A 25,922-nucleotide genomic window follows, 5' to 3' on the forward strand; every position below is an offset into this window, starting at 1 on the left:
CCTCTAATCTGATCCACCGTTCGGGGGAACAGACACATCTGCATACAGGAGCCTGTAGTGCCGCACCACAAGACCGCGCTGCGCCTCACCGCGCCCGTCGCCGTTCTCGCCCTGGCCCTCACCGCGTGCGGGGGCGGAGACGACACCGACGCCGACGCGAAGAGCCCGGCGAGCCCCGCGGCGTCCGCCTCGCCCTCCGAGCCGGCCTCGGGCGGCGACCTGGCGACGGGCGAGAGCGCGACGGGGAAGGTCGCGGAGGACCCCGGCGAGGTCACCTACGAGGTCGTGGCGCAGAAGGTCGACGTCGGCACGGAGGCGGAGGCCGCCAAGGCGGTGGCGGACGCGGCGGACGCCAAGGGCAAGGTACTGGCCGTCGCGCACGTCAAGTACACGCACAGGAGCGGGCCGGCCCTCACCGAGGGCTCCGACGTGCACGACGGGACCACGATCTTCGCCGACGGGCAGCGCGGCGGCATCCTCATCGGCGCCTCCGACGACGCCCCTGGCTGCGAGGATCCCTACGACGTCGAGAGCTGGAAGCAGGGCGAGAGCCACGTCTTCTGCGAGACGTACGTGATCCCGGCGAACGCCACGAGCGTGGAGGTGCACTGGTCGGAGGAGGACGGCGAGCCCTACGTGTGGAAGTTCCCGCAGAAGTGACGTCCGGGGGTCGCCGCGGAGGCGGGGACGGTCTCACGCCTCCGGGCCGTCCTTGGGCAGCCGCGTGATTCCGGCGATGCGGTAGGCGTCCGCCTCCTCCAGCGTCTCGTTCGCCAGCAGCGCCTCGGCCAGCGCGTCGAGCTGGCCCCGGTGGTCGCGCAGCTTGCGGACGGCCTCCGCGTAGCACTCGTCGACGACCCGCCGCATCTCGCCGTCGATGGCGTCGAGGGTGCCCGGGGCGGCGGCGAGTCCGTAGGCCTGCTGGGCGTCGCCGGGGAGGGCGGAGAGGCGGCCGACCTGTTCGCTCATGCCCCAGCGGCCGACCATGCCGCGGGCGATCCGGGTCACCTGTTCGAGGTCGCTCTCCGAGCCGGTGGTGATCACGTCGTACACCACCTGCTCGGCCGCCATGCCGCCGAGCGCGCCGATGATCCGTCCGCGCAGGTACTCCTCCGTGTAGGCGTACTTGTCCGAGTCCGGTGTCGACAGCGTCACCCCGAGCGCCCGCCCGCGCGGCACGATGGTGATCTTGCGGACGGGGTCGGCGCCCGGTTGCAGCATGCCCAGCAGGGCGTGCCCGCTCTCGTGGTAGGCGGTGCGCCTGCGCTCCTCCTCGGGCATCACCAGTGGACGTTCGGCCCCGAGCTGGACCTTCTCCATGGCCTCGGAGAGGTTCGCCTGCGTCACCCGGTCCTGCTTGCGCTTGACCGCGAGCAGCGCGGCCTCGTTGGCGAGGTTGGCGAGTTCGGCGCCGGTCATGCCCGGGGTCGTGCGGGCGACCTGGGCGAGGTCGACGTCCGGGGCGAGCGGGATCTCGCGGGTGTGGATCTCCAGGATCGCCTTCCGGCCGCCCCGGTCCGGCGGGGAGACGTTGACCACCCGGTCGAAGCGTCCGGGACGGGTCAGGGCCGGGTCCAGGATGTCGGCGCGGTTGGTGGCGGCGATGACGATCACGCCCTCGGCGCCCGAGAAGCCGTCCATCTCCGTGAGGATCTGGTTCAGGGTCTGCTCGCGCTCGTCGTGGCCGCCCATGCCGGAGCCGCCGCCGCGGGCCCGCCCGATGGTGTCGATCTCGTCGATGAAGATGATCGACGGCGCCACCTTCCGGGCCTCGGCGAACAGCTCCCGCACCCGTGAGGCGCCCACGCCCACGATCATCTCGATGAACTCGGACGCGGACGCCGAGAAGAACGGCACGCCCGCCTCGCCGGCCACCGCGCGCGCGAGGAGCGTCTTTCCGGTGCCTGGCGGGCCGGACAGGAGGACGCCCCGGGGCATCTTGGCGCCCATGCGGCGATAGGCGTCGGGGTTCTTCAGGAAGTCGACGACGTCGCTGAGCTCGCCCTCCACCTCGTCGATGCCGGCCACGTCGGCGAAGGTGGTGCGCGGCTCGCCGGCCTCCAGCTCGACCGGCTTGGGCGGTGGCTTGCGGCCGAGCATGCCGCCCGCCCCGCCGCCCAGGGCGCCCCTCATGCGCCGCGCGATGAAGATCCACAGCACCACCAGGAGCAGCATCGGGGCCAGCGAGATCAGCAGGTTGACCAGGAAGCTGCGCTGCTGGACGACGGGTTCGGCCGTGACGGTGACGTTGTGCTCGGTCAGGTCGTCCCAGAGCTGGTCGTCCGCGAAGGTCGGCCGCTCGGTGGTGAACTTGGTGTAGGTCCCGTCGCCCTCCGGGTTGTCCCGGGCCTTCTCGAGCTGGCCCTGGATCGCGTCACCCTTGGCGTAGATCTTGTTGACGTTGCCGGCCTCGACCTGCTTGCTGAATTCCGTGTAGGAGATGGTCGGCTCGTCGCCCTCGTTGAAGAAGGAGAGCACGAGGTTGGCGATGAGAAAGACGATCAGCGCGGCCAGGACCAGGTTCCACCAGCCGCCGCGCAGCCTCCTGCCGCCGGGTGGCGGCTTGGGGGGCTCGTCGGGCGTGCCCTCGGTGCGCCAGGGCGGCTCGGGGGCCTTGCGCGGCGGGGACGGGTTGGTCATATCCGGACGTTACGACAGGAAAGCCGCGCGGGCACGTGTGTGTACGGCGCCGGGGGCGCCCCCCGTCGGTGAGGGGCGCCCCCAGCGCCGTACGGACCTGCGAGCCGAGAACCGTCAGCCCATGAACTTCTTGAACTCGTCCGGCAGCTCGAAGTCCTGGGCGCCCTGCTGAGGCAGTCCGAGGGCGCCGCCGTTCTGGGCGGCGGCGGCGCGGCGGGCGGCCTCCTCCTGCTCCTGCTGCTTGCGCTTCATCGGGTTTCCGGAGCGCTGCTTGCCCTTGGCCTTCTTCTGCTGCTTCTTCTGCCGGCCGGGGCCGCCGCCCATGCCCGGCATCCCCGGCATCCCCGGCATCCCGCCGCCCTGGGCCATGCGGGACATCATCTTGCGGGCCTCGAAGAACCGCTCCACGAGCGACTTGACCGCGCTGACGTCGACGCCGGAGCCCTTGGCGATACGGGCGCGGCGCGAGCCGTTGATGAGCGTCGGCTCCTGGCGCTCGGCCGGGGTCATCGACTTGATGATGGCGGCCGTGCGGTCGACGTCGCGCTCGTCGAGGTTGTTGATCTGGTCCTTCATCTGACCCATGCCCGGAAGCATGCCGAGCAGCTTGCTGATCGAGCCCATTTTCCGGACCTGCTCCATCTGGGCCAGGAAGTCGTCCAGGGTGAAGTCCTGGCCCTTCTTGGACGCCAGCTTGGAGGCCATCTTCTCGGCCTCTTCCTGGCTGAACGTCTTCTCCGCCTGCTCGATCAGGGTGAGCAGGTCACCCATGTCGAGGATGCGGGAGGCCATCCGGTCAGGGTGGAAGGCGTCGAAGTCCTCGAGCTTCTCGCCGTTCGACGCGAACATGATCGGCTTGCCGGTCACCGAGGCGATCGACAGGGCCGCACCACCGCGGGCGTCGCCGTCCAGCTTGGACAGCACCACGCCGTCGAAGCCGACGCCGTCGCGGAATGCCTCGGCGGTGTTGACGGCGTCCTGGCCGATCATCGCGTCGACGACGAAGAGGATCTCGTCGGGGCCAACCGCGTCCCTGATGTCCGCGGCCTGCTGCATCAGCTCCTGGTCGATGCCCAGGCGGCCGGCGGTGTCGACGATGACCAGGTCGTGGACCTTGGACTTGGCGAACTCGATGGAGTCCTTGGCGACCTTGACCGGGTCGCCGACGCCGTTGCCCGGCTCGGGCGCGTAGACGGCGACGCCGGCGCGCTCGGCGACGACGCTCAGCTGGTTGACGGCGTTGGGGCGCTGGAGGTCACAGGCGACCAGGAGCGGCGAGTGGCCCTGCTCCTTGAGCCATCGGCCCAGCTTGCCCGCGAGGGTCGTCTTACCGGCACCCTGGAGACCGGCCAGCATGATCACGGTCGGCGGCTGCTTGGCGAAGCGCAGGCGGCGGGTCTCACCGCCGAGAATGCCCACCAACTCCTCGTTGACAATTTTGAGGACCTGCTGGGCCGGATTCAGCGCCTTGGAGACCTCGGCGCCCAGGGAGCGTTCCTTGACCTTCTTGATGAAGGCACGCACGACGGGCAGGGCCACGTCGGCTTCGAGGAGCGCGATGCGGATCTCGCGGGCCGTGGCGTCGATGTCCGCCTCGGTCAGCCGTCCTTTGCCCCGGAGGGATTTGAAGGTGGCTGACAGGCGGTCGGAGAGAGTATCGAACACGGCGGCGTAGGTCCTCGCGTCGGCGTTGGTGTGGGTCGCCCTCCAGGGTATCCGGCCCGGCAAGTAAATCGTCCCTGCCCGCTACAGAGAGCGGACAGGGACTGGAATCCCCGCGTGTGCGGGGAGCACAGCATGCCAAGAAGCTTCGACATGGAGCCCATCGGACCATTCCCGCGCCTGCGGGGAGCACATCAGGTAAACACACGACCCGACCACAAGGTCACGCCCGCAGCAACTCCTCCAGCTCCCGGGCCACGGACACCGCCTCCTCCCCCAGCAACGGCGCCCCCTCGCCCCCTGTCACATAGAAGGCATCCACCGCGTTCGCCCCCAGCGTGCTGACATGCGCGCTCCGCACCCGCACACCCGCCCCCTCCAGCGCCCGCCCGAGGCGGAACAGCAGCCCGGGTGCGTCCTGCGCCCGGACCTCGATCACCGTGGCGAGCCGTGACGCGGCCGGGGCGACCGTCACGCGGGGCGGGGGCGACCCCGCGCCCCGGCGCCGGGGATAGGCGGCGTCCCGTTCGGCGAGCCGGCCGGCGATGTCCAGGGTGCCGTCCAGGGCCCGGACCAGGTCGGCGCGCAGGCGGGTGGCCTGGGGCAGGGCGCCGTACTCCGCGGCGACCCGCCAGTCCAGCAGCAGGACGGAGCCGTCGACGCCGTCCGGCAGCGGGAGGGACCGCAGCTCGGCGGTGCGCACGGTCAGCCGGTGCAGGGCCAGGACCCCGGCTACCGCGGGAAGCACGCCCGCCTGGTCGGGTACGGCGATCAGCAGTTCCACGCCGAGGGGCTCCGGGTCGGCGGCCGGTTCCGGACCGGCCGCCGGTTCGGTCTGGGCGCGCAGTGCCAGTACCGGCCCGCCCGTGCGGAACGCCTCGACGGCGAGCCGTTCCTGCTCCGCGGTGGGCGCGGCGGCCTCGGGCTCGGCCAGCGGGTCCCCCGCCAGCACCGCCGCGACGCGTTTCACCAGGTCGGCGACGAGGGAGCCGCGCCAGGACGACCAGGCGGCCGGTCCGGTGGCCAGCGCGTCCGCCTCGGTCAGGGCGTGCAGCAGTTCCAGGGTGCCCTCGGTACCGACCGCCTCGGCGACCGCGCGCACGGTGGCCGGGTCGTCGAGGTCGCGCCGGGTGGCCGTCTCGACGAGCAGCAGGTGGTGGCGTACGAGGGTGGCGAGGACGGCCGTGTCCGCGCGGTCGAAGCCGATGCGCGCCGCCACGTCCCGGGTGATGGTCTCACCGGCCACGGAGTGGTCCCCGGGCCAGCCCTTGCCGATGTCGTGCAGCAGCGCGGCGACCAGGAGCAGGTCGGGCCGGTGGACGCGGCGGGTGAACCCGGAGGCGCGCACCGCGGTCTCGATCAGGTGCCGGTCCACGGTCCACAGGTGCACGGCGTTGCGCTGCGGGCGGCAGCGGACCCGCTCCCAGTCGGGCAGGAGCCGGGTGATCAGCCCTTCGGCCTCCAGCGCCTCCCAGACCTCCACGGTGGGCCGGCCCGAGCCCAGCAGGGTCACCAACTGTTCCCGCGCCTCGGCGGGCCAGGGCGCGGGCAGCGGGCGCGCGGTCGCCGCCAGGCGCCGTACGGCGTGCAGGGAGAGCGGGAGCCCGGCCTGCGCGGCGGCTGCCGCGGCACGCAGCGGGAGCACGGGGTCGCGGTCGGGGCGCGCGGTGCGGGCGAGCACCACCTCGCCGTCCTGCTCCACCACGCCCTCGGCGAGCGGGGAGCGTTCGGCCACCGCTTTGGCACCCCCCAGCATGGCCCGCAGTCTCGGCCGCACCGAGCGCGAGCGCAGTACGCGCCCCACCTCGCGCCAGGTGACGTCGCCGGCGTACGAGATGACGCGCGCCGCCTCGTACACCTGCCGCAGCAGCGCGTCGGCGTCCAGCAGGCCCACCTCGGCCGCCACCTGGTCCTGCTCCTGCAACGCCAGCCGGTCGGTCGCCCGTCCCGTCGCCAGGTGGAGCGCGTCCCGTACGTCGAGCAGCCGGCGCCGGGCGTCCACGAGGCCCTCGCGCGGGGCGTCGGCCAGCCAGGAGGCGGCGACGGCGCGCAGGGCGGTGGCGTCGCGCAGGCCGCCCCTCGCCTCCTTGAGGTCGGGTTCCAGCAGGTACTGCAGCTCGCCCTGGCGTGCGGCGCGCTCGGCGCAGAGTTCCTGGAGTTCGGGGAGGCGTTTGGGGGCCTGGTTGCGCCAGTCGGCGAGGACCGCGGTGCGCAGAGCGGCGGTCAGTCCCAGGTCGCCGGCGAGATGGCGGGCGTCCAGGAGTCCGAGTTGGACTTTCAAATCCTCGCCCGCGGTCTTGCGGGCCTCCGTCGGCGTCCGTACGGAGTGGTCCAGGGCGAGACCGAGGTCCCAGACCGGGTACCAGAGGCGGTCGGCGAGGGCGGCGACCGCCTTGTCGTCGCCGCCGTCGTGCAGCAGGAGCAGGTCCAGGTCGCTGCGGGGGGACAGCTCGCCGCGGCCGTAGCCGCCGACGGCGACGAGCGACACCCCTCTGAGCCCCGCTGTGCCCGCGTCGAAGAGTCCGGACAGCCACTCGTCCGTCAGTCCGGCGAGGGCGGCCCGGCGCGGCGGCCCGGACCGCGTCCCTCCGGTGAGGAGGCGCAGCCGGGCCGCCGCGTAGCCGCTGGGTCCCGAGTCCTCTGCTTCTTTCGTCACGTCCGTACTCGTCACCCGGCGACTCCCGTTCCGTTGTCGTGCCTCGGAGCTGCCTCAGCCTGCGGCGAAGCAGCGTCAGAGCTGCCTCAGAGCGCGTCGGGGCCGCGCTCGCCGGTCCGGACGCGTACCGCCGTGTCGACGGGGACGGACCAGACCTTGCCGTCGCCGATCTTGCCGGTGCGGGCCGCCTTCACCACGACCTCGATGAGCTGTTCGGCGTCGTCGTCCTCGACCAGCACCTCGATGCGGATCTTGGGCACCAGGTCGACGGTGTACTCGGCGCCGCGGTAGACCTCGGTGTGGCCGCGCTGACGGCCGTAGCCGCTCGCCTCGGTGACGGTCAGGCCGTGGATGCCGAAGGCCTGCAGCGCCTCCTTGATCTCGTCGAGCCGGTGCGGCTTGACGACGGCGGTGATGAGCTTCATGCGTCCACCTTCTTGCTCTGGGCCGACGCGGCCGCGGAGGCGGCCGGCGTGGCGGTCGTCCGGGCGGCACCGCCGCCGGCGCCGCTGAAGTCGTATGCGGTCTCGGCGTGCTCGGCCTGGTCGATGCCGGCCACCTCGTCGTCCTCCGGCACCCGCATGCCGATCGTCCTGTGCAGGATGAGGGCGAGGACGGCAGAGACGACCAGGGAGTAGGCGAAGACCCCGAAGACACCGGCGCACTGCTTCCAGAACTGGTCCAGGCCGCCGCCGTAGAAGAGCCCTTCGACGTCGGACTGGCCCTTGCCGGTGGCGAAGAGGCCGACGAGGAGGGAGCCGAGGATGCCGCCGACGAGGTGCACGCCGACCACGTCGAGGGAGTCGTCGTAGCCGAACCGGTACTTCAGGCCGACCGCCATGGCGCACAGCACACCGGCGACGACACCGATGGCGATCGCGCCGAGCGGGGAGACCGCGCCGCCCGCCGGGGTGATGGCGACCAGGCCGGAGACGGCGCCGGAGGCGGCGCCCAGTGTGGTGAAGGCGCCGTGGCGGATCTTCTCGTAGGCGAGCCAGCCGAGGACGGCCGCGCCGGTGGCGACCTGAGTGTTGACGAACATCAGCGCGCCGATGCCGTCGTCGTTGCCGAGCCACGAGCCGGCGTTGAAGCCGAACCAGCCGAACCACAGGAGCCCCGCGCCGAGCATGACCAGCGGCAGGCTGTGCGGGCGCATCGGGTCCTTCTTGAAGCCGACCCGCTTGCCGATGACCAGGATCACGCCGAGCGCCGCGGCACCGGCGTTGATGTGCACGGCCGTACCGCCGGCGAAGTCGATGACGCCCAGTTCGAAGGCCCAGCCGCCGGCGCCCCAGACCCAGTGGGCGACCGGGAAGTAGACGATCGTGGCCCACAGGGCGATGAACAGCGCCCACGCCGTGAACTTCACCCGGTCCGCGAGGGCGCCGCTGATCAGGGCGGGCGTGAGCACCGCGAACATGAGCTGGAAGACGAGGAAGACGAAGACCGGGATGGTGTAGCCGTCCCACAGCTCGGTCGGACCGATGCCGCTGAGGCCGACCCAGTCGGAGTTCCAGCCGACGATGCCGCCGGTGTCGGTGCCGAACGCCATGGAGAAGCCGTAGAGCACCCACAGGACGGTGACGATGCCGAGGCTGATGAAGCTCATCATCAGCATGTTCAGGGTGCTCTTGACGCGGACCATGCCTCCGTAGAAGAAGGCCAGGGCCGGGGTCATCAGCATCACCAGGGCGGAGCAGATGAGCATGAAGCCTGTGTTGGCGGCAGAGAGCTCCGTCTCTGCGGCAAGCGTGATGGCTGAAGCCATCGGCGTCTCCTCGTCGTTGGTACGGCCCCGTGCGGGCGAAGCCTGAGCGGAATGAGGGGTGGGCCGGTTATGCGCCATGAGATTGGCGCAGCGCCGTTTCGGTGGACGCCCCTCGTTGTTTCGCCGCGGTGACGAAGGCGCCGTGTGTGTTACGCGTCGGTGAACTGCCGGATGCGGGGCAGAGCGCTCGTTATCGTGGCGCGACGCCCCGGCCGGGACGTGAGCCGGCCGCGGCGGCCTCCGAGTGACCTGGCATGGGGGAGCCGAGTCGGGCTGTTCGGGAGGGCCGGCCGCGGCCGGGGCTGGTGGGGGTTCAGACCGCTTCGGCGGTCTCCGGCAACTCGACGGCGAGCCGCTCGGTGAGGTCGACGACCTCACCGAGGTCACCGAAATCGCGTACGGCCGTGTCGACGGTCTTGCGGATGCGGGTGTTGACGCGTTCGGAGCGGACCTTCTTGGCGATGCCCATGGCTTCGACGGCCAGGCCGGTGCTCCGCTCGGGTTCGCGGCGCAGCAGGTGCACGGTGGCCATGCCGATCAGGTTCAGCGCGTAGGACCGCTGGTGCTCCTCGTCCTCTGCGAACAGCTCCACCGCGCGGCGCATCAGCGGTTCGGCCAGCGAGGCGTAGGCGGGGCTGCGGCCGGCGACGTAGGCGAGGTCGCGGAAGGAGTGGCTGTTCTCCCCGTACAGCTCTGCCTCGGAGAAGAAGCGGATCCAGTCGGGGTCCGGCTCGTCCCACTCGTCGGCCTCGGCGAAGGTGTCCTCGGCCATGCGCACCGCCCGCTTGCAGCGGCCGGGCTGCCCCATGTTGGCGTAGGCGCGGGCCTCCATCGCGTACAGCATCGACTGGGTACGGGGGCTCGCGCAGTCCCGGCTGCCGTACTGCGCGAGGTGGACCAGCTCGAGGGCGTCGTCGGGCCGGCCGAGGTGGATCATCTGGCGGCTCATGCTGGAGAGGATGTACGAGCCGAGCGGCCGGTCCCCCGCCTCCTTCGCGGCGTGCAGGGCGAGCACGAAGTACTTCTGCGCGGTGGGCTGGAGCCCGACGTCGTACGACATCCAGCCGGCCAGTTCGGCGAGCTCGGCGGCGACCTTGAACAGCTTGGCGCGGGTGGTCTCGGTCTGGGGCTCCTGCAGCAGGTCGGTCACCTCGTGGAGCTGGCCGACCACCGCCTTGCGGCGCAGGCCGCCGCCGCACTGGGCGTCCCAGCGGCGGAACATCACGGCGGTCGACTCGAGCAGGTCCAGCTCCGGCCTGGACAGGCGCCCACGCGCGCGAGAGGCGGGCGCGGGCTCGCGCCCGGCGGGCGCGGCGGGGGGCGACGGGACGAGCCAGCGCTGCATCGGCTCGATGAGGGACGGGCCCGCGGAGAGGGCGAGCGAGCTCCCGAGGAAGCCGCGCCGCGCCAGCATCAGGTCGCTGCGCGAGAACTCGCTGAGCAGGGCCACGGTCTGCGGGCCCGTCCAGGGCAGGTCGACGCCGGTCGCGGAGGGTGTCGGGCGGGTGGAACGCAGGCCCAGGTCCTCGACGGACACGACGACGCCGAAGCGCTCGGAGAACAGCTCGGACAGGATCCGGGGGATGGGCTCGCGCGGGTTCTCGCCGTCGAGCCAGCGGCGTACCCGGGAGGTGTCCGTGGAGATGTGGTTGGCGCCCAACTGGCGTGCCCGGCGGTTGACCTGGCGGGCCAGCTCGCCCTTCGACCAGCCGCTGCGGGCGAACCAGGAGGTGAGCAGCTCATTGGGGCGCTTGTCAGCGTGCGACGCGCTTCCCGCGCTCGTACCGCTTCCGCCGTTGCCGCTCACTGGAACGCCCCCATCCCTGAGACCACCTGTCGCCGAGTGCGCCAAGCCCTATCAGAATGCCGGTGGTCGGGGCCCTCCGTCCGGTGGTTGCCACCCTTCGAACGGAAAGTCGAGTTGCCTCCGGCATACCCACAGGTGCATGTGCCCCACGGCGCCATGCACACAAAGTAATCCTACGATCACCCGTCCAGCCATGGTGATGGCGGAATCGCCACCATTCGCCACCCCTTCGAATGAACTCCCGGTGGCCTGCCCACGATTCACTTGACATAGGCCAGCCGGGAGTCGGTGCAACGGTGCACACCGGGGCGTGCGCGGGCGAGCACACCACCCGGAGCGCTTCCGGACGCTGTCTGAACCGCGCCGGACTGGGGAGTTGGAAGCAGAGAGTCACGTTTCACGTCCGCTGCGTAACCGTCGCTGCGTCGGACCCGTTGGAGGGGGCATGGGCTTCACGATCGGTATCGGCAGCAGTCGGGGCACGCGCGACGTCCGGTCCGGCGTGCGCCGCCGCGGCCGCCCGTCGGAGTGCACCGTGGTGGCCGAGTTCACCGGGCTGTGGGGCTGGGCCGTGGCGCCGGGGGCCCGGGCCGCCGCGGGCGCCTGCTCGTGCGGCAGGCGCGACTGCCCGGCGCCGGGTGCGCATCCGCTGGACTTCGCGCCGGAGGTGCCCGCCGGGGCGACGCTGGACGAGGCGAGCCAGGCCTGGGCCGGGTTCCCGGGCGCCGCGGTCATGCTGCCGGCCGGACGGACCTTCGACGTGATCGAGGTGGCCGAGCCCGCCGGACTGCGGGCCCTGGCCCGGATGGAGCGCATGGGCCTCCCGCTCGGCCCGGTCACGGCGACCCCGCAGGGCCGGGCCCACTTCTTCGTCGCCCCGGGCGCCGCCGCCGAGCTGCCCCGGCTGCTCTACCGCATGGGCTGGGACGACCCGTCCGCCTTGGACCTGCGCGGACTCGGCCCCGGTACGTACGTCACCGCCCCGCCCTGCGACCGCGGTGGCCTCGGCCCGGTGCGCTGGTTGCGCCCGCCGGCCCTCGACTCGGCGACCAAGCCGCCGGCGGCACGGCTGCTGCTGGGGACCCTGGCGTACGTCGCCCATCGGTCGCGGGCGTAGGCCTCCGGCCGGGAGAGCAGGCGTTCTCGCGCCCGCTTCGCCGGACACACGCGCTCGGCCCGGGCGCCTGACTCTTCACGCGCGTGCTTCTTCTGAGCGCGTGCTTCTTCTGAGCGCGTGCTTCTTCTGCGTGTGCTTCTCCTGAGCGCGTGCTTCTTCGGGCACACGCGCCTTCACGACCATGCCCCTCGGGCGCGCGCCTCTTCACGCCCGCGCCCCTTCGGGCACCGCGCGCCTCTTCAGCCCGTACTACTACTGCGCACGCGCCTCTTCGGGCCCCGCCTCCCCCGCACACGGCGAAGCGCCCGTCCCCCCGGTCGAGGGAGGCGGGCGCTTCTTCGCACGCGGGTGCGAGCCTTGGGACGCGCACCGGAGTCCGGCAGGCGGCGGCGTCACTCGCCGATACAGGCGGCGGCGTCACTCGCCGATAAGGGCATCCACGAACGCCGCCGGCTCGAACGGCGCCAGGTCGTCCGCGCCCTCGCCGAGCCCGATCAGCTTGACCGGCACGCCCAGCTCGCGCTGAACGGCGACCACGATGCCGCCCTTGGCCGTGCCGTCCAGCTTGGTGAGCACGATGCCGGTGATGTCGACGACCTCGGCGAAGACCCGGGCCTGGATCAGGCCGTTCTGGCCGGTCGTGGCATCGAGCACGAGCAGCACCTCGTCCAGCGGCGCGTGCTTCTCCACGACGCGCTTGACCTTGCCGAGCTCGTCCATGAGGCCGGTCTTGGTGTGCAGGCGCCCGGCGGTGTCGATGAGCACGACGTCCGAGCCCATCTCCTTGCCCTCCTTGACCGCGTCGAAGGCGACGGAGGCCGGGTCACCGCCCTCCGGGCCGCGCACGGTGTGCGCGCCGACCCGTTCGCCCCAGGTCTGCAACTGGTCGGCGGCGGCGGCACGGAAGGTGTCCGCGGCGCCGAGGACGACACTGCGGCCGTCGGCGACCAGGACGCGGGCGAGCTTGCCGGTGGTGGTGGTCTTGCCGGTGCCGTTGACCCCGACGACCATCACGATGCCGGGCTTGCTGGCGGCGGGCTCGGTCTTGACCTCGCGGTCCATGTCGGGGCCGAGGAGGGTGATCAGTTCCTCGCGCAGCAGGCCGCGCAGCTCCTCGGGCGTGCGGGTGCCGAGCACCTTCACACGCTCGCGCAGCCGTTCGACCAGCTCCTGGGTGGGCTGCACGCCGACGTCGGCGGTGAGCAGCGTGTCCTCGATCTCCTCCCAGGTGTCCTCGTCGAGGTGCTCCCGGGAGAGCAGGGTGAGCAGGCCCTTGCCGAGGGCGTTCTGCGAGCGGGAGAGGCGGGCACGGAGCCGGACCAGACGGCCGGCGGTGGGCTCGGGAACCTCGATCTGCGGGATCTCGAGCTCTTCGACGACGGGCGGCTCCTCGACGGTGGCGGGAGCGGAGCCGCCGTCCGGGAGGTCGACCTCCTCTATCGTCCGGCGCGGTTCGTCGCGCGGCGTCTCGGCCTCGTCGCCGACGTGCGGCTCGGCCGGAGGGGCGGTGATGTCGGGCGCGGCGGGGGGCGGCGGAGGGAGCTGCTTCTTACGGCGACTGCCGATGACCAGCCCGCCGAGCGCACCGATCACGACCACGGCGATGACTACAGCAAGGATGACGATTTCCATAACCCGTCCAGTATCAGTCATGGGCCCCCGGAGACCGCCCTTTGTTACTTCCTCCAAAGGACAAAGGCCCCTGGAAGGAAGGAGTCGGATCAAAGTACGATGGAGGAGGCCACGTCAACGCGCGTAGAGTCCCGACAACCCCTCTTCTCCCACGATCGAGGCACGGACCCCCCACATGAGCAAGACCGCCGAGACCGAAGGCGCCCTGGAAACCCGTGGCATCGAGCAGGTGCCCGACGCCGAGCGCACCGCCCGTACCCGCGAGCTCTTTCCGACCTGGGTCGGCGCCAACATCAGCGTGCTGCTGCTCACGATGGGCGCGAGCCTCGTCGTGGCGTACCGGCTCAACTTCTGGCAGGCCCTCGTCGTCGCGGCCGCCGCGCCGGTCGTGTCGTACGGCCTGGTCGGGCTGATCGGCATCGCCGGCAAGCGCGGTGGTGCCCCCGGGATGGCGCTGTCCCGGGCGGTCTTCGGCCAGCGGGGCAATCTGCTGCCCGGTTCGCTGATCTGGATCGCCCGCTGGGGCTGGGAGACGATCAACGCGGTGACCGGCGCCTACGCCCTGCTCACCGTGCTGGACATCGTGTTCGGCATCCGCGCCAACGGCGTGCTGGACATGGTCACGCTGCTCGCCTTCGTCGTGGCGACCTTCGCGATCTCCGGGCTGGGCATCAACGCCGTGCAGAAGTGCAACAAGTACGCGGCCTATCTCTTCGCCGCCTTCTCGGTGCTGGTTCTCGGCTACCTGGTCGTCGACACCGACTGGTCCGCGGTGTTCGACCGGTCCGCCGGCTCGGTGGCCGCGATGATCACGGGCGTCGGTCTGATCGCGGCCGGCGGCGTAAGCTGGATCCCGTCCGCCCCGGACTTCACCCGGTACCTGCCGCGCACGGCCTCCTCCAAGGGGATCGTGGGCGTGACGGTCGGCGGCGCGGGCATCGTCGTCCTGCCCATGGTCCTGATGGGCATGGTCATGGCCGTCTCCACACCGGACCTGGCCTCGGCCGCCGACCCGGTCTCCTTCCTCGGCGAGATCCTGCCGACCTGGATCGCGGTGCCGTACCTGCTGATCGCGCTGATCGGCATGCTGCTGATCAATTCGATGTCGATGTACTCGGCCGGCTTCACCGCGCAGACCCTGGGCTTCCGGATTCCGCGCCACTGGGCGGTCTCGGTCAACGCCGTGATCTCGCTGGTCTTCGGCGGCGTGCTGATGCTGGCGGCGACCAGCTTCATGGGCTCCTTCATCGCCTTCCTGTCGCTGCTCGCGGTCGCCTTCTCCGCCTGGGTCGGCGTCTTCGGAGCGGACATGCTGCGCCGCGAGGAGTACGACGGGGAGGCCCTCGCCGACACCGGCCGCACCAGCGCCTACTGGTACCGCGGCGGCTTCGCCCCCGCCGCCGTCGCCGCCTGGGCCGTGGGCCTGATCGCCGGACTGATGTTCACCACGTCCGACTGGTTCACCGGCCCCCTCGCCGCGAACAACGTCATCGGCGAGTACGGCCTCGGCTGGGTGGCCACGGTGGTGATCTCCGGTCTGCTGTACGTCGTACTGCCCAAGCCCGCGGTGGTCGTCCCGGCGGCGGCACCGACCGAGCGGGCCGCGCAGCCCGAATCCGTGACCGTCTGACCCCGCGCCGCCCGACGCCCCTTCCCGGGCCGAGCCTCTCCGAGTGCCGGCGGGAGGGGGCGACGTGCGTGTGGCCCCCTCCCGCCCACGGCGAAATGCCGTTGGCCGCCCGGCACCGGTGTGGTTGCCTGCGCCCGTGAGCCTGCTGGTGGACGTCTTCGTCCGGGAGCTGGACGGTTGGGGGCGATTCCCGGACGAGGACGCGTACAACTCCGGCGGCTTCGAGTCCCGGCGCACCGAGGTGTGGGGTCGGACCTGGTGTGCGCGCTGGGCGCCCGCCTCCTGCCGGTGCTGGCCGAGCGGGATCTGGAGGTGGAGCGCGAGCAGGTGCCGGACCTGTGGCGCGAGGTCGCCCTGCTGCGTTCCCAACTCGACCGGATCGCGGCCGGCACCGACCACCCGCGGTCGCCGGCGGAACACCGGAGCCAGCTCGAGGTCCGTCTGCGCGTCATCGAGGAGTCCGCCCGGGAGGTCCTGCGGATCGGGGGCGGGGCCGTCATCTGGTGAACCGGACCAGACCTCATCACCTGACGCGCCCGGCCGGCCGTCACCACCTGACGCGACCGGCCGGCCGTCACCACCTGACGCGACCGGCCGGCCGTCACCACCTGACGTGTCAGACCGGACGTCATCACCTGACGTGTCGGACCGGACGTCATCACCTGACGTGTCGGACCGGACGTCATCACCTGACGTGTCGGACCGGACGTCATCATCCGGTGAGCCGGACCGGACGCGGAGGTACGACACCGCCGCCCCCGGTCCGGCGGTGAGCCGGGCCCGGGGGCGGCGGACGGTACGAGGAGAGGGGCAGCGGGGACTTGGCCCTTCTCCCCGGGTATCGGGGGCGGGCGGTCAGCCCATTTCCTCCAGGGCCTTGCCCTTCGTCTCCTTCACGAACTTCAGGACGAAGGGGATGGAGAGCGCGGCGAAGATCGTGTAGATCACATAGGTGCCGGAGAGGTTCCACTCGGCCAGCGACGGGAAGCTCGCGGTGATGGCCCAGTTGGCGATCCACTGCGCGGCCGCGGCCACACCCAGCGCGGCGGCGCGCAGCCGGTTCGGGAACATCTCGCCGAGGAAGACCCAGACGACCACACCCCAGGAGAGGGCGAAGAAGAGGACGAACAGGTGGGCGGCGATCAGGGCGACCCAGCCCTGCGTGGCCGGGAGCTTGCCGTCGACCAGGTCGAAGGAGAAGGCCCAGGCCTCCAGTGCCAGGCCGATCACCATGCCGACCGACCCGATGAGGGCGAGCGGCTTGCGTCCGATGCGGTCCACGAAGATCATCGCGATCACGGTGCCGACGATGTTGATGATCGACGTCGTGAACGAGTAGAAGAACGACTGCGACGGGTCGACGCCGACCGACTGCCACAGCGTCGCCGAGTAGTAGAACGCGACGTTGATGCCGACGAACTGCTGGAAGACCGACAGGCCGATACCGACCCAGACGATCGGCTTGAAGAAGAAGCTGCCGCCGAGCAGGTCCTTGAAGGAGGACTTCTCCTCGCGGTGCATCGCGTGCTCGATCTCGGCGATACGCGCGTCGAAGTCCACGTCCTTGCCCTCGACCTCTTCGAGGATCTGCTTGGCGCGCTCGTGCTTGCCGACGGAGACCAGGAAGCGCGGGGACTCGGGGATGGCGAAGGAGAGCAGGCCGTAGAGGATGGCCGGGATGACCATGACGCCGAGCATGACCTGCCAGGCCTCCAGGCCCATCAGCTCACCGCGCTGGTCGCCGCCGGCGGCGTTCAGCAGACCCCAGTTGACCAGTTGCGACACGGCGATGCCGATGACGATCGCGGCCTGCTGGAAGGAGCCGAGCCGGCCTCGGTAGGCGGGCGGGGAGACCTCGGCGATGTAGGCGGGGCCGATCACCGAGGCCATGCCGATGGCGAAGCCGCCGATGACGCGCCACATGGCGAGGTCCCACAGCGCGAAGGGCAGCGCGGAGCCGATGGCGCTGACGGTGAAGAGGACCGCGGCGATCTGCATGCAGCGGATGCGGCCGATGCGGTCGGCGATGCGGCCGGCGGTCGCGGCGCCGATGGCGCAGCCGATCAGTGCGACGGCGATGACCTGGGCCAGCACCGCGGAGCCGACGTCGTAGCGGTCCCGGATGGCCTCGACGGCGCCGTTGATCACGGAACTGTCGTAGCCGAAGAGGAAACCGCCCATCGCGGCCGCCGCCGCGATGAAGATGACGTGCCCGAGATGATCGGGGTGAGCCGTCCTGGCTCCTGATGTGGATGCCTGCGATGTGCTGGCCACGTGTACTCCTCGGGCTACCGGCAACGCTGCCGGGGTGGTTCGCCTTCGAGGTGCCACCGAAGGGACCTGAAGGTAAAAGCAACGTTGCAGAGACTATGCCTTCAAGTTTCGAAGTCAATAGGGCAAGAGCTGTGAGTTTTAAGACGCGATGGAGTGACGTTCGTTCAAGAGTCGAAGCTATTGCGTTACGGGACTAGCGCAGTCGCTGGCTGATGACCTTCGACACACCGTCGCCCTGCATGGACACGCCGTACAGCGCGTCGGCGACCTCCATCGTTCGCTTCTGGTGCGTGATCACGATGAGCTGCGAGGCCTCCTGCAGCTCCTGCATGATCCGGATCAGCCGCTGCAGGTTCGTGTCGTCGAGCGCCGCCTCGACCTCGTCCATGACGTAGAACGGGCTGGGCCGCGCCTTGAAGATCGACACGAGCATCGCCACGGCGGTCAGCGAGCGTTCCCCGCCCGAGAGCAGCGAGAGCCGCTTGACCTTCTTTCCCGGCGGACGGGCCTCGACGTCCACGCCCGTGGTGAGCATGTTGTCGGGGTCGGTCAGGATCAGCCGTCCCTCACCACCCGGGAACAGCCGGCCGAAGACGCCCTCGAACTGCCGGGCGGTGTCCCAAAAGGCCTCGGTGAAGACCTGCTCGACGCGCTCGTCGACCTCCTTGACGACCTGGAGCAGGTCGGCGCGGGTCTTCTTCAGGTCCTCCAACTGCTCGCTGAGGAACTGGTGCCGTTCCTCCAGCGCCGCGAACTCCTCCAGCGCCAGTGGATTGACCTTGCCGAGCTGCTGGTAGGCGCGTTCGGCGGCCTTCAGTCGCTTCTCCTGCTCGGAGCGGACGAAGGGCCGGGGGCGGTTGCGTGGATGCTCCGGATCGTCGGGGAGCTCCTCGCCCTCGGCGGGGGGCGAGGGCGGTACCTCTTGATGGGGGCCGTACTCGGCCGCGAGCCCCGCCGGTTCCACACCGAGTTCCTCCAGCGCCTTGGTCTCCAACTGCTCGATGCGCAGCCGCTTCTCGGCGCCGAGTACCTCGCCCCGGTGGACTGAATCCGTCAACTTGTCGAGCTCCGCCTTCAGGTCGCGCCCTGCGGTGCGCGCGGCGGTCAGTTCCTCCTCCCGCCGGGCCTTGGCGGCCTCGGCCGCGGTGCGCTCCCCGTCGGCGCGGGCCAGGGAGACCTCGACGTGTGCGAGCAACTGCCGGGCGCCGGTGGCCACGGCCTCGGCGACGGCCGCCTCGTGCCGCAGCCTCGCCCGCCGCTCTTCGGCACGCGCGCGTGCCTCACGTTCCGCGCGGGCGGCACGGTCCAGGGAGTCGGCCCGCCCGGCGAGGCCCTTGACCCGCTCCTCGTGGGTGCGGACCTGGAGGCGCGCCTCCATCTCGGTCTGGCGGGCGTTGGCGCCGTCGGCCGCGAGCCGGTCCCGCGCGGAGGTGTCGGGCTCCTCCTCGACCGGCATCTCCTGCGCCACCGCGAGCCGTTCCGCCAGCTCTTCGACATCCATCAGCGCCTTGTCCAGGGCCTCCTGCGCCCGGGCCGCCGCGGCGGCGGACCGCTCGGCCTCCCCGGCGGCCCCCCGGGCCTGTCCCGCGAGGCGCCCCAACTGCTGGGCGACGGCCGACTTCTCCCGGTCGGCGGTCCGGCGCCGCTCCCCCAGCTCCTCGACGAGCGCGGCGCACTCCCGTCGACGTGCGACGGCCGCGTCCTGCGCCTCGGCGAGCTCCTCGCACCGCACACCCAGCTCCTCCAGCTCGGCGGCGGCCTCGTCCACGGAGGCCTGCACCTCCAGGAGGCTGGGCGCCCCGGCGGACCCGCCCTGCGCGAAGTGGGCGCCCAGCAGGTCGCCCTCGGCGGTGACGGCGGTCAGTCCGGGCCGGGCGTAGACGAGGTCCTCGGCGTCCTCCAGGGTGGCGACCACGACGATCCCGCGCAGCAACCGCCGTACGGCGGGCATCAGGTCGGCGGGACCGCGGACGAGGTCGGCGGCGTACGGCGGCCCCTCGTGCCGCGCTTGTTCCGGTACGGCGTCGGGGGCGCCGGCGAGCAGCAGGGCGGCCCGGCCGGCGTCCTGCTTGCGCAGCAGGCGGATGGCGTCGGCGGCGGCCGCCGGGGACGTCACCGCGAGGGCGTCGGCGGCGGCGCCGAAGGCCGTGGCAAGGGCGGCTTCGTGGCCGGGCGTCACGGTGAGCAGCCCGGCGGCCGGACCGAGCAGGCCGGTGAGCCGGTCCTTCGCCGCGAGCAGGGCGCCGGTGCCGTCCTTGCGGCGCAGTCCGAGCGCGAGGGCCTCGTGGCGGGCCTGGGTCGCGGCTCGCGCGCGTTCCGTCGCGGTGGCCGCCTCACGGGCGGCGCTCAGGGCGGCCTCCGCCTCGGCCGACCGCCGTTTGGCGGCCTCGTGCCGCTCGCCGAGCTCCTGGTCGCCTGCGTCCAGGCCGTCGACCTCCGCCTGGAGGGCCTCGTACTCCTCCTGGGCGGCGGCGGCCCGCTCCCGCGCCTCGTCCCGCGCCTCGGCCAGCCGCTCGATCTCGGCCTGGGCCGAGGCGGCGCGGGAGCGGGCGGCGCCGACCTGGCCGCTGAGCCGGGCCAGCCCCTCACGGCGGTCGGCGATGGCGCGGGCGGCGTCCTTGAGACGGCGCTCCTCCAGGGCCAGTTCGCGTTCGAGGCCGGCACGGTGGGCGACCGTGTCCTCCAGAGCGTGCTCGGCCGCCTCAAGGGCCGCCTCGAGTTCCGCCTCCTGTTCGCGGACGCGGGCGGCCTCGCGCTCCAGCTCCTCCGGGTCGCGGCCGCGCCGTTCCTCGGGGGGCGTGGAGGTGGCGCTCTTCACCCGGGCGTCGGCCAGCGAGATGGTGCCGCGCACCCGTTCGGCGAGCTGGGACAGCTCGTACCAGGTCTGCTGGGCGCGCTGGAGGCGCGGGGCGAGCCGGCGCACCTCGTCCTCCAGGTCCGCCTCACGGCGCAGCGCCCGGCCCAGCTCCTGCTCGGCGGCGTCCTTGCGTTCCTTGAGCGCGGCCTCGTCGGCGATCTCGGCCTGCAGCGCCTCGCGCAGCCGTACGAGGTCGTCGGCGAGGAGCCTGAGCCGCGCGTCCCTGAGGTCGGCCTGGATGACGGCGGCCCGTCGCGCGACCGCGGCCTGGCGGCCGAGCGGCTTGAGCTGGCGCCGCAGCTCGTCGGTGAGGTCCTGCACGCGCGCGAGGTTGGCCTGCATCGCGTCCAGTTTCCTGAGCGCCTTCTCCTTGCGCTTGCGGTGCTTGAGGACGCCCGCGGCTTCCTCGATGAAGGCGCGGCGCCCCATCGGGTCGGCGTGCAGGACGGAGTCGAGCTGGCCCTGGCCGACGATGACGTGCATCTCGCGGCCGATGCCGGAGTCGGAGAGCAGTTCCTGGATGTCGAGGAGGCGGCAGGTGTCGCCGTTGATCTGGTACTCGCTGCCGCCGTTGCGGAACATGATCCGCGTGATGGTGACCTCGGCGTACTCGATGGGCAGGGCCCCGTCGGAGTTGTCGATGGTCAGGGACACCTCGGCCCGGCCGAGCGGCGGGCGGCCGGTGGTGCCGGCGAAGATGACGTCCTCCATCTTGCCGCCGCGCAGCGACTTGGCGCCCTGCTCGCCCATGACCCAACTGAGCGCGTCGACGACGTTGGACTTGCCCGAACCGTTCGGACCGACGACGCAGGTGATGCCCGGCTCGAACCGGAGCGTGGTCGCCGAGGCGAACGACTTGAACCCGCGGAGGGTCAGGGCCTTCAGGTGCACGCCGTCGGACTCTACCTTTCACGCGTGTCTCACTCCATGAACCGGTGAACCGCCGCGGTTTCACCGGTGAACGCGCAGGGCACATCAGACGTTGAAGAGGGTGAAAGGATGCGCGGGGGAGGACCGGGCGGGCCCGACGGCCGAGACGGGGGCAGGAAAGAAAGAAGGGACGCCGAAGCGTCCCTTGCAGACTCTGACACCTGAGCGGTTGTACGGGCGGGCCCGACCACTGCCGTGCCGTCGTGGAGCGATGCAGTGATCAGGTGAGCGCAGGCTCCGCCTGGTGTGCGTCAACGCTCTCCATGCTCTCCATGATCCTGTCGTGAGAAGCGGCAGCCGCCAGCGCTTCGTTCTCCGCCTGGATCCGTCCGAGCTCGGATTCCAGGTCCTGGACGCGCTGCTGGAGCCGTCGCATCTCGGCGAGGAGTCGAGGGTCGGAGCCGCCGACGTAACCGAGAAGCGCCTTTGCCATGATGGATGGTCCTCCACAATGAGTGACCGACCGAAGCGGTGTGGGTCGTGAGGGATTCGCACCCGCGGTGCTTGGCACTATGGAGTTTTTTCTGCCGTTCAACCATGCCAAACAGCTAAGGTGCGCGGGGCTTTCAGCGTCTCACCAAAAAGTTTGACGGTCAACACGATCACGCCCCGTATGGGCGGGCGCCCGGTGGCTCGCGGCCTGGAAACGGCGACGCGGCGACTCCTGCGGGCCCCGGGGGGCGTGGCGATCATCCTGCGTGCGGAGCCTGCCATGACACGTCGTTCTTGGCAACCACCTGCCCGTTTCCACCCCGGGCGCCTCTCCCCGCGGGGTCGTGCCGGGCGCCGGACGCCCTCCGTGGGGTCCGGCGTCAGCGGATGGCGAAGCCCTCGTAGCCCCCGCGGGGTGTGTCCCAGATCTCGGTGACACCGTCCACGCGTCCGGGCGTGTCGTCACCGTGCAGCCAGGCGAGCAGGTCCTCGCAGCGCTCGCGCGGGCCCTCCGCGACGACCTGGACGCGTCCGTCGGCCAGATTGAGAGCAAAACCACTCATCCCGCCGAGCTCCAGCGCCCTGGCCCGCGTGAACCAGCGGAAACCCACACCCTGAACCTGCCCGCGCACCCACGCGACCAGCCGCACATCCTCGCTCATGACTGCAACCTAACCAGTCAATGTCTCGCCGGACACTTCACCCCCTGGCGCCATGCGGTACCGTCCCCACCCAATGAATCTCATCTGAAACTCACTCGATCGTGTGAGTTCGGTGTTGATCGTGAGGACACGTCGGCCGCGAGGAGTCGACCGCGAGGACACGTCCTGCGCGAGGACGAGGAAGGCCAGAACATGGGACGCCACCGACGCTCCGCCGCCGGCCGCGCCGCCACGGGCCGCGCCGCGGGGAGCCACCAGCCGGACGGCACGACGGGACGGGGTCGCGATCCGCAGGTCCCGGACGTGGGCGACCGCCCCACGATGGGGATCGCGCCCTACCTGAACCCCGAGGCGTACGCCGAGGCCCGCGCGAAGAGCGACGCCTACCTGTTCGCGCCGGACGACCCGGACGGCGGCGGGGGCGACGGCCACCCGCAGGCCGGCCGCACGGTCCCCTTCCCGAGCGACGGGTTCACCCCCGCCGACGGTCCACAGCGCGCGGGCACGCACCGCCGCCGCAAGAAGAAGGGCGTCACCCCGGTCCGCACGGGTCTGCTCGGGGTCTCCGCAGCGGTCGCCCTCGGCACGGTGGCGGTGGCCACGGGCACGGTGCCCGGCCTCGACAGCTACCGGATCGGCGGCGGCAGCGGCGGGGGCGACCGGGTGCGGTCCCAGGACGCCCCGACGAACAGCCCGACCGAGCAGGGCGGCACCTCCGGGAGCGCCGACACCGGCCGCGGCGGCGACTCCGCCACGAGCCGCGGCACCGACCGGTCCTCCTCACCCTCCGGGTCCGCCGAGTCCTCCCCTTCCGAGCCCTCCTCCCCGTCGTCCTCCTCCTCGCCCTCCTCCCCTTCACCGTCCTCGGACTCGCCCTCGGTATCGGCGTCGAAGCCCGCCGCCCCGGCCGGGACGCCGTCGAAGACGAAGAAGCCGAAGACGACCCCCAGCACGAAGCCGACGCCCACTCCTTCGCGGCCGGCCACCGAGGAGCCGGAGCGGCCCAGCGCGCCCGCCGGGGCGTCGGAGCAGGCCGTCGCCCAGGCCCAGGTGCTCAAGCTCGTCAACGACGAGCGCGCCAAGGCGGGCTGCAGCCCGGTGGCCGCGAACAGCGCGCTGCGCGAGCTGGCCGAGGACTTCAGCGAGTCCATGGCCGAAGGGGGCTTCTTCGACCACACCGACCCCAGTGGCGCGACCCCCTGGGACCGGGCCGAGGCAGCCGGGATAAGCAACCTCGGCGGCGAGAACATAGCCCGCGGACAGGCCGACGCCCAGGCCGTGATGGACGCCTGGATGGACAGCCCGGGCCACAGGGCCAACATCCTGAACTGCGACTTCCAGACCCTGGGCGTCGGAGTCCACTTCGGCTCCGGTGGCCCGTGGTGGACCCAGAACTTCGGCTACTGAGATAACCGCGGGTCAGAGGACCATGCCCCTCGTGGGCCGTGTCCGGGCCGTCGACGGCGGGCTCCGACCCCCAGCGTGCCCGTACGAGAGGCGTGCCAGGGGCAGCCACGGGGATCACCGGCGGCGTTCCAGCGAACGCGCAGGTCGCCTCCCCGGGAACGCGGGACGCGAGAACACTGGAGCGCTGTGCGCCGCTCAGCGCCATCCGCGACGCAGCGCAGCGCTCACGTACGCTTGACGTATGTCGACCACGCAGGAGCGCACGGAGGAGCAGGACCTCCCGTACGACGTGTTCTCCAGGGCCTGTCCCTCGCGCGTCACCCTTGAGCACGTCACGGGCCGCTGGGGCGCGCTGACGCTCGGTGCGCTGTACGAGGGCTCCTTCCGCTTCAACGAGCTGCGGCGCCGCGTCGACGGCGTCAGCGAGAAGATGCTGGCCCAGACCCTGCAGGCGCTGGAGCGCGACGGCCTGGTGCACCGCGAGGCCCAGCCCACCAACCCGCCCCGCGTGGACTACGAACTCACGGCACCGGGTCGTGAGGTGGCCGGGCGGCTGATCGCGCTCATCCAGTGCCTGGAGGGGCGGATGGACGAGGTACTGGCCTCGCGTGAGCGGTACGACGCGCGGCGGGTACCTACCGTGTGATCCTCGGCGTGCGCTGGCACTTCGGGCAGAAGTAGCTGGATCGGTTCATCCACGGCCGGCGGCGCATCGGCGTGCCGCAGCGCCGGCAGGGCAGGCCCTCACGGCCGTAGGCGTCGAGCGACCGGTCGAAGTAGCCGGACTCGCCGTTGACGTTGACGTAGAGGCTGTCGAAGCTGGTGCCGCCCACGGCGAGGGCCGCGTTCATCACGTCGCGGACGTGGCCGAGGAGCTCGGCGGTTCGGGGGCGGGTGAAGGCCGCGGTGGGGCGTTCGTAGTGCAGGCGGGAGCGCCACAGGGCCTCGTCCGCGTAGATGTTGCCGACGCCGCTGATCAGTGACTGGTCGAGCAGGGCCCGTTTGATCGTGGTGCGCTTGCGGCGCAGCGCCGTGTGGAACGCCTCGTCGTCGAAGAGCGGGTCGAGGGGGTCGCGGGCGATGTGGGCGATGACGTCGGGCAGTCCGTCGGGGGTGGTGTCGTGCAACGACAGGCCGCCGAAGGTGCGCTGGTCGACGAAGCGGAGTTCGGTGGGCAGGGCGTCGGTGAAGCGGACACGGACGCGCAGGTGCTTCTCGGCCGGCGCCTCGTGCGGCTGGACCAGCAACTGGCCGCTCATGCCCAGGTGCGCCAGGATCGCCTGCCCGGTGTCCTCCAGCGGCAGCCACAGGTACTTGCCGCGGCGGCTGGGCGTGCCGATGCGGTGGCCCTCGAGGCGCTGGGCGAAGTCGTCCGGGCCGGCGATGTGACGCCGTACCGCGCGCGGGTGCAGCACCTCGGCGTCCTGGACGGTCCGATGGACGACCCAGCGCTCCAGGCCGCGCCGCACGACCTCTACCTCGGGCAACTCGGGCATGGCATCCCCTCGGGTGGGCCGGTGGACGAACCGAACGCCCGCCCCTGGAGTGGGGCGGGCGTTCGGAACGTGCGATGGATCGGGCGGAGCGGACGGATCAGGCGGAGGCCGACGGGGCGTCGGCGCTCGGCTGTTCCGCCGCTTCGACGGCCGGCTGGGCCGCCGTCACCTTGGCGCGCTCGTCCGCCGCGGCCCGGATGGACCGCCACGCGGATTCCGCGGCCTGCTGCTCCGCCTCCTTCTTGCTGCGGCCGGTGCCGGTGCCGTACGAGACGCCTCCGACGCGGGCGGCAGCAGTGAAGGTCTTCTCGTGGTCCGGGCCGGTCTCCGTGACCAGGTACTCGGGGACGCCGAGCCCTTCGGTCGCGGTGAGTTCCTGGAGGCTGGTCTTCCAGTCCAGGCCGGCGCCGAGGTTCGAGGACTTCTCGATCAGCGGGTCGAACAGGCGGTGCACCAGTTCGGAGGCCGCGTCGAGGCCCTGATCGAGATAGACCGCGCCGATCACCGCTTCGAGGGTGTCGGCGAGGATGGAAGCCTTGTCCCGGCCCCCCGTGCCCTCTTCACCGCGGCCGAGCCGGATGAAGGAGCCGAGTTCGAGCCCGCGGCCCACCTCCGCCAGCGCACGCGAGTTGACCACCGCGGCCCGCAACTTGGCCAGTTGGCCTTCGGGCAGGTCGGGGTGGGTGCGGTACAGCGTGTCCGTGACGACGAGGCCGAGGACGGAGTCACCGAGGAACTCCAGCCGCTCGTTCGTCGGCAGACCGCCGTTCTCGTACGCGTAGGAACGGTGGGTCAAGGCACGCACCAGAAGGGCGGACTCGAGCTGATAGCCGAGCCGCCCTTCCAGAAGCGTGTGGGACGAGGCCTGGGTGTCCGCCTTCTTCTTGGCGGGTGGGTCCGCCTTGGCGTCTTCCGCCTTCTTGGGGACTGACACAGTGCCTCTCACCAGCCG

General features: G+C 71.6%; 19 protein-coding genes. 6 read left to right on the plus strand and 13 right to left on the minus strand.

Annotation, left to right across the window (positions count from 1 at the left end):
• Window positions 1-57: 57 nt before the first annotated feature.
• A complete protein-coding gene (locus B1H29_RS10600; RefSeq protein WP_055421748.1) occupies window positions 58-660 on the plus strand; it encodes a hypothetical protein in 603 nt (200 codons plus the stop codon).
• A 33-nt stretch (window positions 661-693) separates the two neighbouring features.
• Here B1H29_RS10600 and ftsH read toward each other — a convergent pair whose 3' ends face one another.
• From ftsH to nsdA, 6 genes are all read right to left on the minus strand, one after another.
• A complete protein-coding gene (ftsH, locus tag B1H29_RS10605) occupies window positions 694-2,640 on the minus strand; it encodes an ATP-dependent zinc metalloprotease FtsH (RefSeq protein ID WP_055421749.1) in 1,947 nt (648 codons plus the stop codon).
• A gap of 114 nt (window positions 2,641-2,754) precedes the next feature.
• A complete protein-coding gene (gene ffh / locus B1H29_RS10610; RefSeq protein ID WP_055421937.1) occupies window positions 2,755-4,305 on the minus strand; it encodes a signal recognition particle protein in 1,551 nt (516 codons plus the stop codon).
• A gap of 220 nt (window positions 4,306-4,525) precedes the next feature.
• A complete protein-coding gene (locus tag B1H29_RS10615; protein ID WP_055421750.1) occupies window positions 4,526-6,973 on the minus strand; it encodes a [protein-PII] uridylyltransferase in 2,448 nt (815 codons plus the stop codon).
• 71 nt (window positions 6,974-7,044) lie between these two features.
• Entirely contained in the window at window positions 7,045-7,383 is a 339-nt protein-coding gene (locus tag B1H29_RS10620) for a P-II family nitrogen regulator (protein WP_055421751.1), read from the minus strand.
• The gene (locus B1H29_RS10625; RefSeq protein WP_055421752.1) at window positions 7,380-8,726 is read right to left on the minus strand and encodes an ammonium transporter; all 1,347 of its coding nucleotides are present in this window, start codon (window positions 8,724-8,726) and stop codon (window positions 7,380-7,382) included. The genes B1H29_RS10620 and B1H29_RS10625 overlap by 4 nt, the downstream gene beginning before the upstream one ends.
• A gap of 313 nt (window positions 8,727-9,039) precedes the next feature.
• A complete protein-coding gene (gene nsdA, locus B1H29_RS10630; RefSeq protein ID WP_055421753.1) occupies window positions 9,040-10,533 on the minus strand; it encodes a transcriptional repressor NsdA in 1,494 nt (497 codons plus the stop codon).
• Window positions 10,534-10,978: 445 nt separating this feature from the next.
• On the opposite strand from nsdA, the gene B1H29_RS10635 reads away from it, so the two are divergent.
• On the plus strand, window positions 10,979-11,650 hold the full coding sequence (locus B1H29_RS10635; RefSeq protein ID WP_055421754.1) for a bifunctional DNA primase/polymerase: 672 nt from the start codon (window positions 10,979-10,981) through the stop codon (window positions 11,648-11,650).
• 417 nt (window positions 11,651-12,067) lie between these two features.
• Here B1H29_RS10635 and ftsY read toward each other — a convergent pair whose 3' ends face one another.
• Window positions 12,068-13,282, minus strand: coding sequence for a signal recognition particle-docking protein FtsY (ftsY, locus tag B1H29_RS10640; protein ID WP_055421755.1), 1,215 nt, complete (start codon window positions 13,280-13,282; stop codon window positions 12,068-12,070).
• 175 nt (window positions 13,283-13,457) lie between these two features.
• Between ftsY and B1H29_RS10645 the strand changes: the two genes are divergently transcribed.
• Both B1H29_RS10645 and B1H29_RS10650 read left to right on the plus strand, forming a co-directional pair.
• Window positions 13,458-14,912 (plus strand): cytosine permease, encoded by a 1,455-nt coding sequence (locus tag B1H29_RS10645; RefSeq protein WP_055421756.1) that lies wholly within the window; start codon window positions 13,458-13,460, stop codon window positions 14,910-14,912.
• 243 nt (window positions 14,913-15,155) lie between these two features.
• Window positions 15,156-15,419, plus strand: coding sequence for a hypothetical protein (locus tag B1H29_RS10650; RefSeq protein WP_107095394.1), 264 nt, complete (start codon window positions 15,156-15,158; stop codon window positions 15,417-15,419).
• 348 nt (window positions 15,420-15,767) lie between these two features.
• Here the strand turns inward: B1H29_RS10650 and B1H29_RS10655 are convergent, their stop codons facing one another.
• The 4 genes from B1H29_RS10655 to B1H29_RS10675 all read right to left on the minus strand — a co-directional run bounded on the left by B1H29_RS10655 (window position 15,768) and on the right by B1H29_RS10675 (window position 22,067).
• A complete protein-coding gene (locus B1H29_RS10655; protein ID WP_055421757.1) occupies window positions 15,768-17,186 on the minus strand; it encodes a sugar porter family MFS transporter in 1,419 nt (472 codons plus the stop codon).
• A 193-nt stretch (window positions 17,187-17,379) separates the two neighbouring features.
• Window positions 17,380-20,934 (minus strand): chromosome segregation protein SMC, encoded by a 3,555-nt coding sequence (gene smc / locus B1H29_RS10660; protein ID WP_055421758.1) that lies wholly within the window; start codon window positions 20,932-20,934, stop codon window positions 17,380-17,382.
• Between the two features lie 259 nt (window positions 20,935-21,193).
• The gene (locus B1H29_RS10665) at window positions 21,194-21,406 is read right to left on the minus strand and encodes a hypothetical protein (protein ID WP_055421759.1); all 213 of its coding nucleotides are present in this window, start codon (window positions 21,404-21,406) and stop codon (window positions 21,194-21,196) included.
• Between the two features lie 379 nt (window positions 21,407-21,785).
• Window positions 21,786-22,067, minus strand: coding sequence for an acylphosphatase (locus tag B1H29_RS10675; RefSeq protein WP_055421760.1), 282 nt, complete (start codon window positions 22,065-22,067; stop codon window positions 21,786-21,788).
• Between the two features lie 192 nt (window positions 22,068-22,259).
• Here B1H29_RS10675 and B1H29_RS10680 point away from each other — a divergent pair, with 192 nt between their 5' ends.
• Together B1H29_RS10680 and B1H29_RS10685 are read left to right on the plus strand one after the other, a co-directional pair.
• Complete coding sequence (locus B1H29_RS10680) at window positions 22,260-23,474, plus strand: CAP domain-containing protein (protein WP_055421761.1); 1,215 nt, start codon at window positions 22,260-22,262, stop codon at window positions 23,472-23,474.
• Between the two features lie 241 nt (window positions 23,475-23,715).
• Window positions 23,716-24,120, plus strand: a complete 405-nt coding sequence (locus tag B1H29_RS10685; RefSeq protein WP_055421762.1) for a winged helix-turn-helix transcriptional regulator — start codon at window positions 23,716-23,718, stop codon at window positions 24,118-24,120.
• Here the strand turns inward: B1H29_RS10685 and mutM are convergent.
• Together mutM and rnc are read right to left on the minus strand one after the other, a co-directional pair.
• Window positions 24,110-24,970, minus strand: a complete 861-nt coding sequence (mutM, locus tag B1H29_RS10690) for a bifunctional DNA-formamidopyrimidine glycosylase/DNA-(apurinic or apyrimidinic site) lyase (RefSeq protein WP_055421763.1) — start codon at window positions 24,968-24,970, stop codon at window positions 24,110-24,112. The genes B1H29_RS10685 and mutM overlap by 11 nt on opposite strands.
• Before the next feature lie 97 nt (window positions 24,971-25,067).
• Window positions 25,068-25,916 (minus strand): ribonuclease III, encoded by an 849-nt coding sequence (gene rnc / locus B1H29_RS10695; RefSeq protein WP_199832455.1) that lies wholly within the window; start codon window positions 25,914-25,916, stop codon window positions 25,068-25,070.
• Window positions 25,917-25,922: the final 6 nt, after the last annotated feature.

The organism is Streptomyces pactum (genome assembly GCF_002005225.1).
In the GTDB taxonomy this organism is placed as follows: Bacteria; Actinomycetota; Actinomycetes; order Streptomycetales; family Streptomycetaceae; genus Streptomyces; species Streptomyces pactum_A.

What these genes read in the sequence shown, in the direction of transcription:
- ftsH (WP_055421749.1), bottom strand. Translation starts at nt 2,640, where the DNA reads ATGACCAACCCGTCCCCGCCGCGCAAGGCCCCCGAGCCGCCCTGGCGC.
- B1H29_RS10620 (WP_055421751.1), bottom strand. Translation starts at nt 7,383, where the DNA reads ATGAAGCTCATCACCGCCGTCGTCAAGCCGCACCGGCTCGACGAGATC.
- B1H29_RS10625 (WP_055421752.1), bottom strand. Translation starts at nt 8,726, where the DNA reads ATGGCTTCAGCCATCACGCTTGCCGCAGAGACGGAGCTCTCTGCCGCC.
- B1H29_RS10635 (WP_055421754.1), top strand. Translation starts at nt 10,979, where the DNA reads ATGGGCTTCACGATCGGTATCGGCAGCAGTCGGGGCACGCGCGACGTC.
- ftsY (WP_055421755.1), bottom strand. Translation starts at nt 13,282, where the DNA reads ATGGAAATCGTCATCCTTGCTGTAGTCATCGCCGTGGTCGTGATCGGT.
- B1H29_RS10645 (WP_055421756.1), top strand. Translation starts at nt 13,458, where the DNA reads ATGAGCAAGACCGCCGAGACCGAAGGCGCCCTGGAAACCCGTGGCATC.
- B1H29_RS10665 (WP_055421759.1), bottom strand. Translation starts at nt 21,406, where the DNA reads ATGGCAAAGGCGCTTCTCGGTTACGTCGGCGGCTCCGACCCTCGACTC.
- B1H29_RS10675 (WP_055421760.1), bottom strand. Translation starts at nt 22,067, where the DNA reads ATGAGCGAGGATGTGCGGCTGGTCGCGTGGGTGCGCGGGCAGGTTCAG.
- B1H29_RS10680 (WP_055421761.1), top strand. Translation starts at nt 22,260, where the DNA reads ATGGGACGCCACCGACGCTCCGCCGCCGGCCGCGCCGCCACGGGCCGC.
- B1H29_RS10685 (WP_055421762.1), top strand. Translation starts at nt 23,716, where the DNA reads ATGTCGACCACGCAGGAGCGCACGGAGGAGCAGGACCTCCCGTACGAC.
- mutM (WP_055421763.1), bottom strand. Translation starts at nt 24,970, where the DNA reads ATGCCCGAGTTGCCCGAGGTAGAGGTCGTGCGGCGCGGCCTGGAGCGC.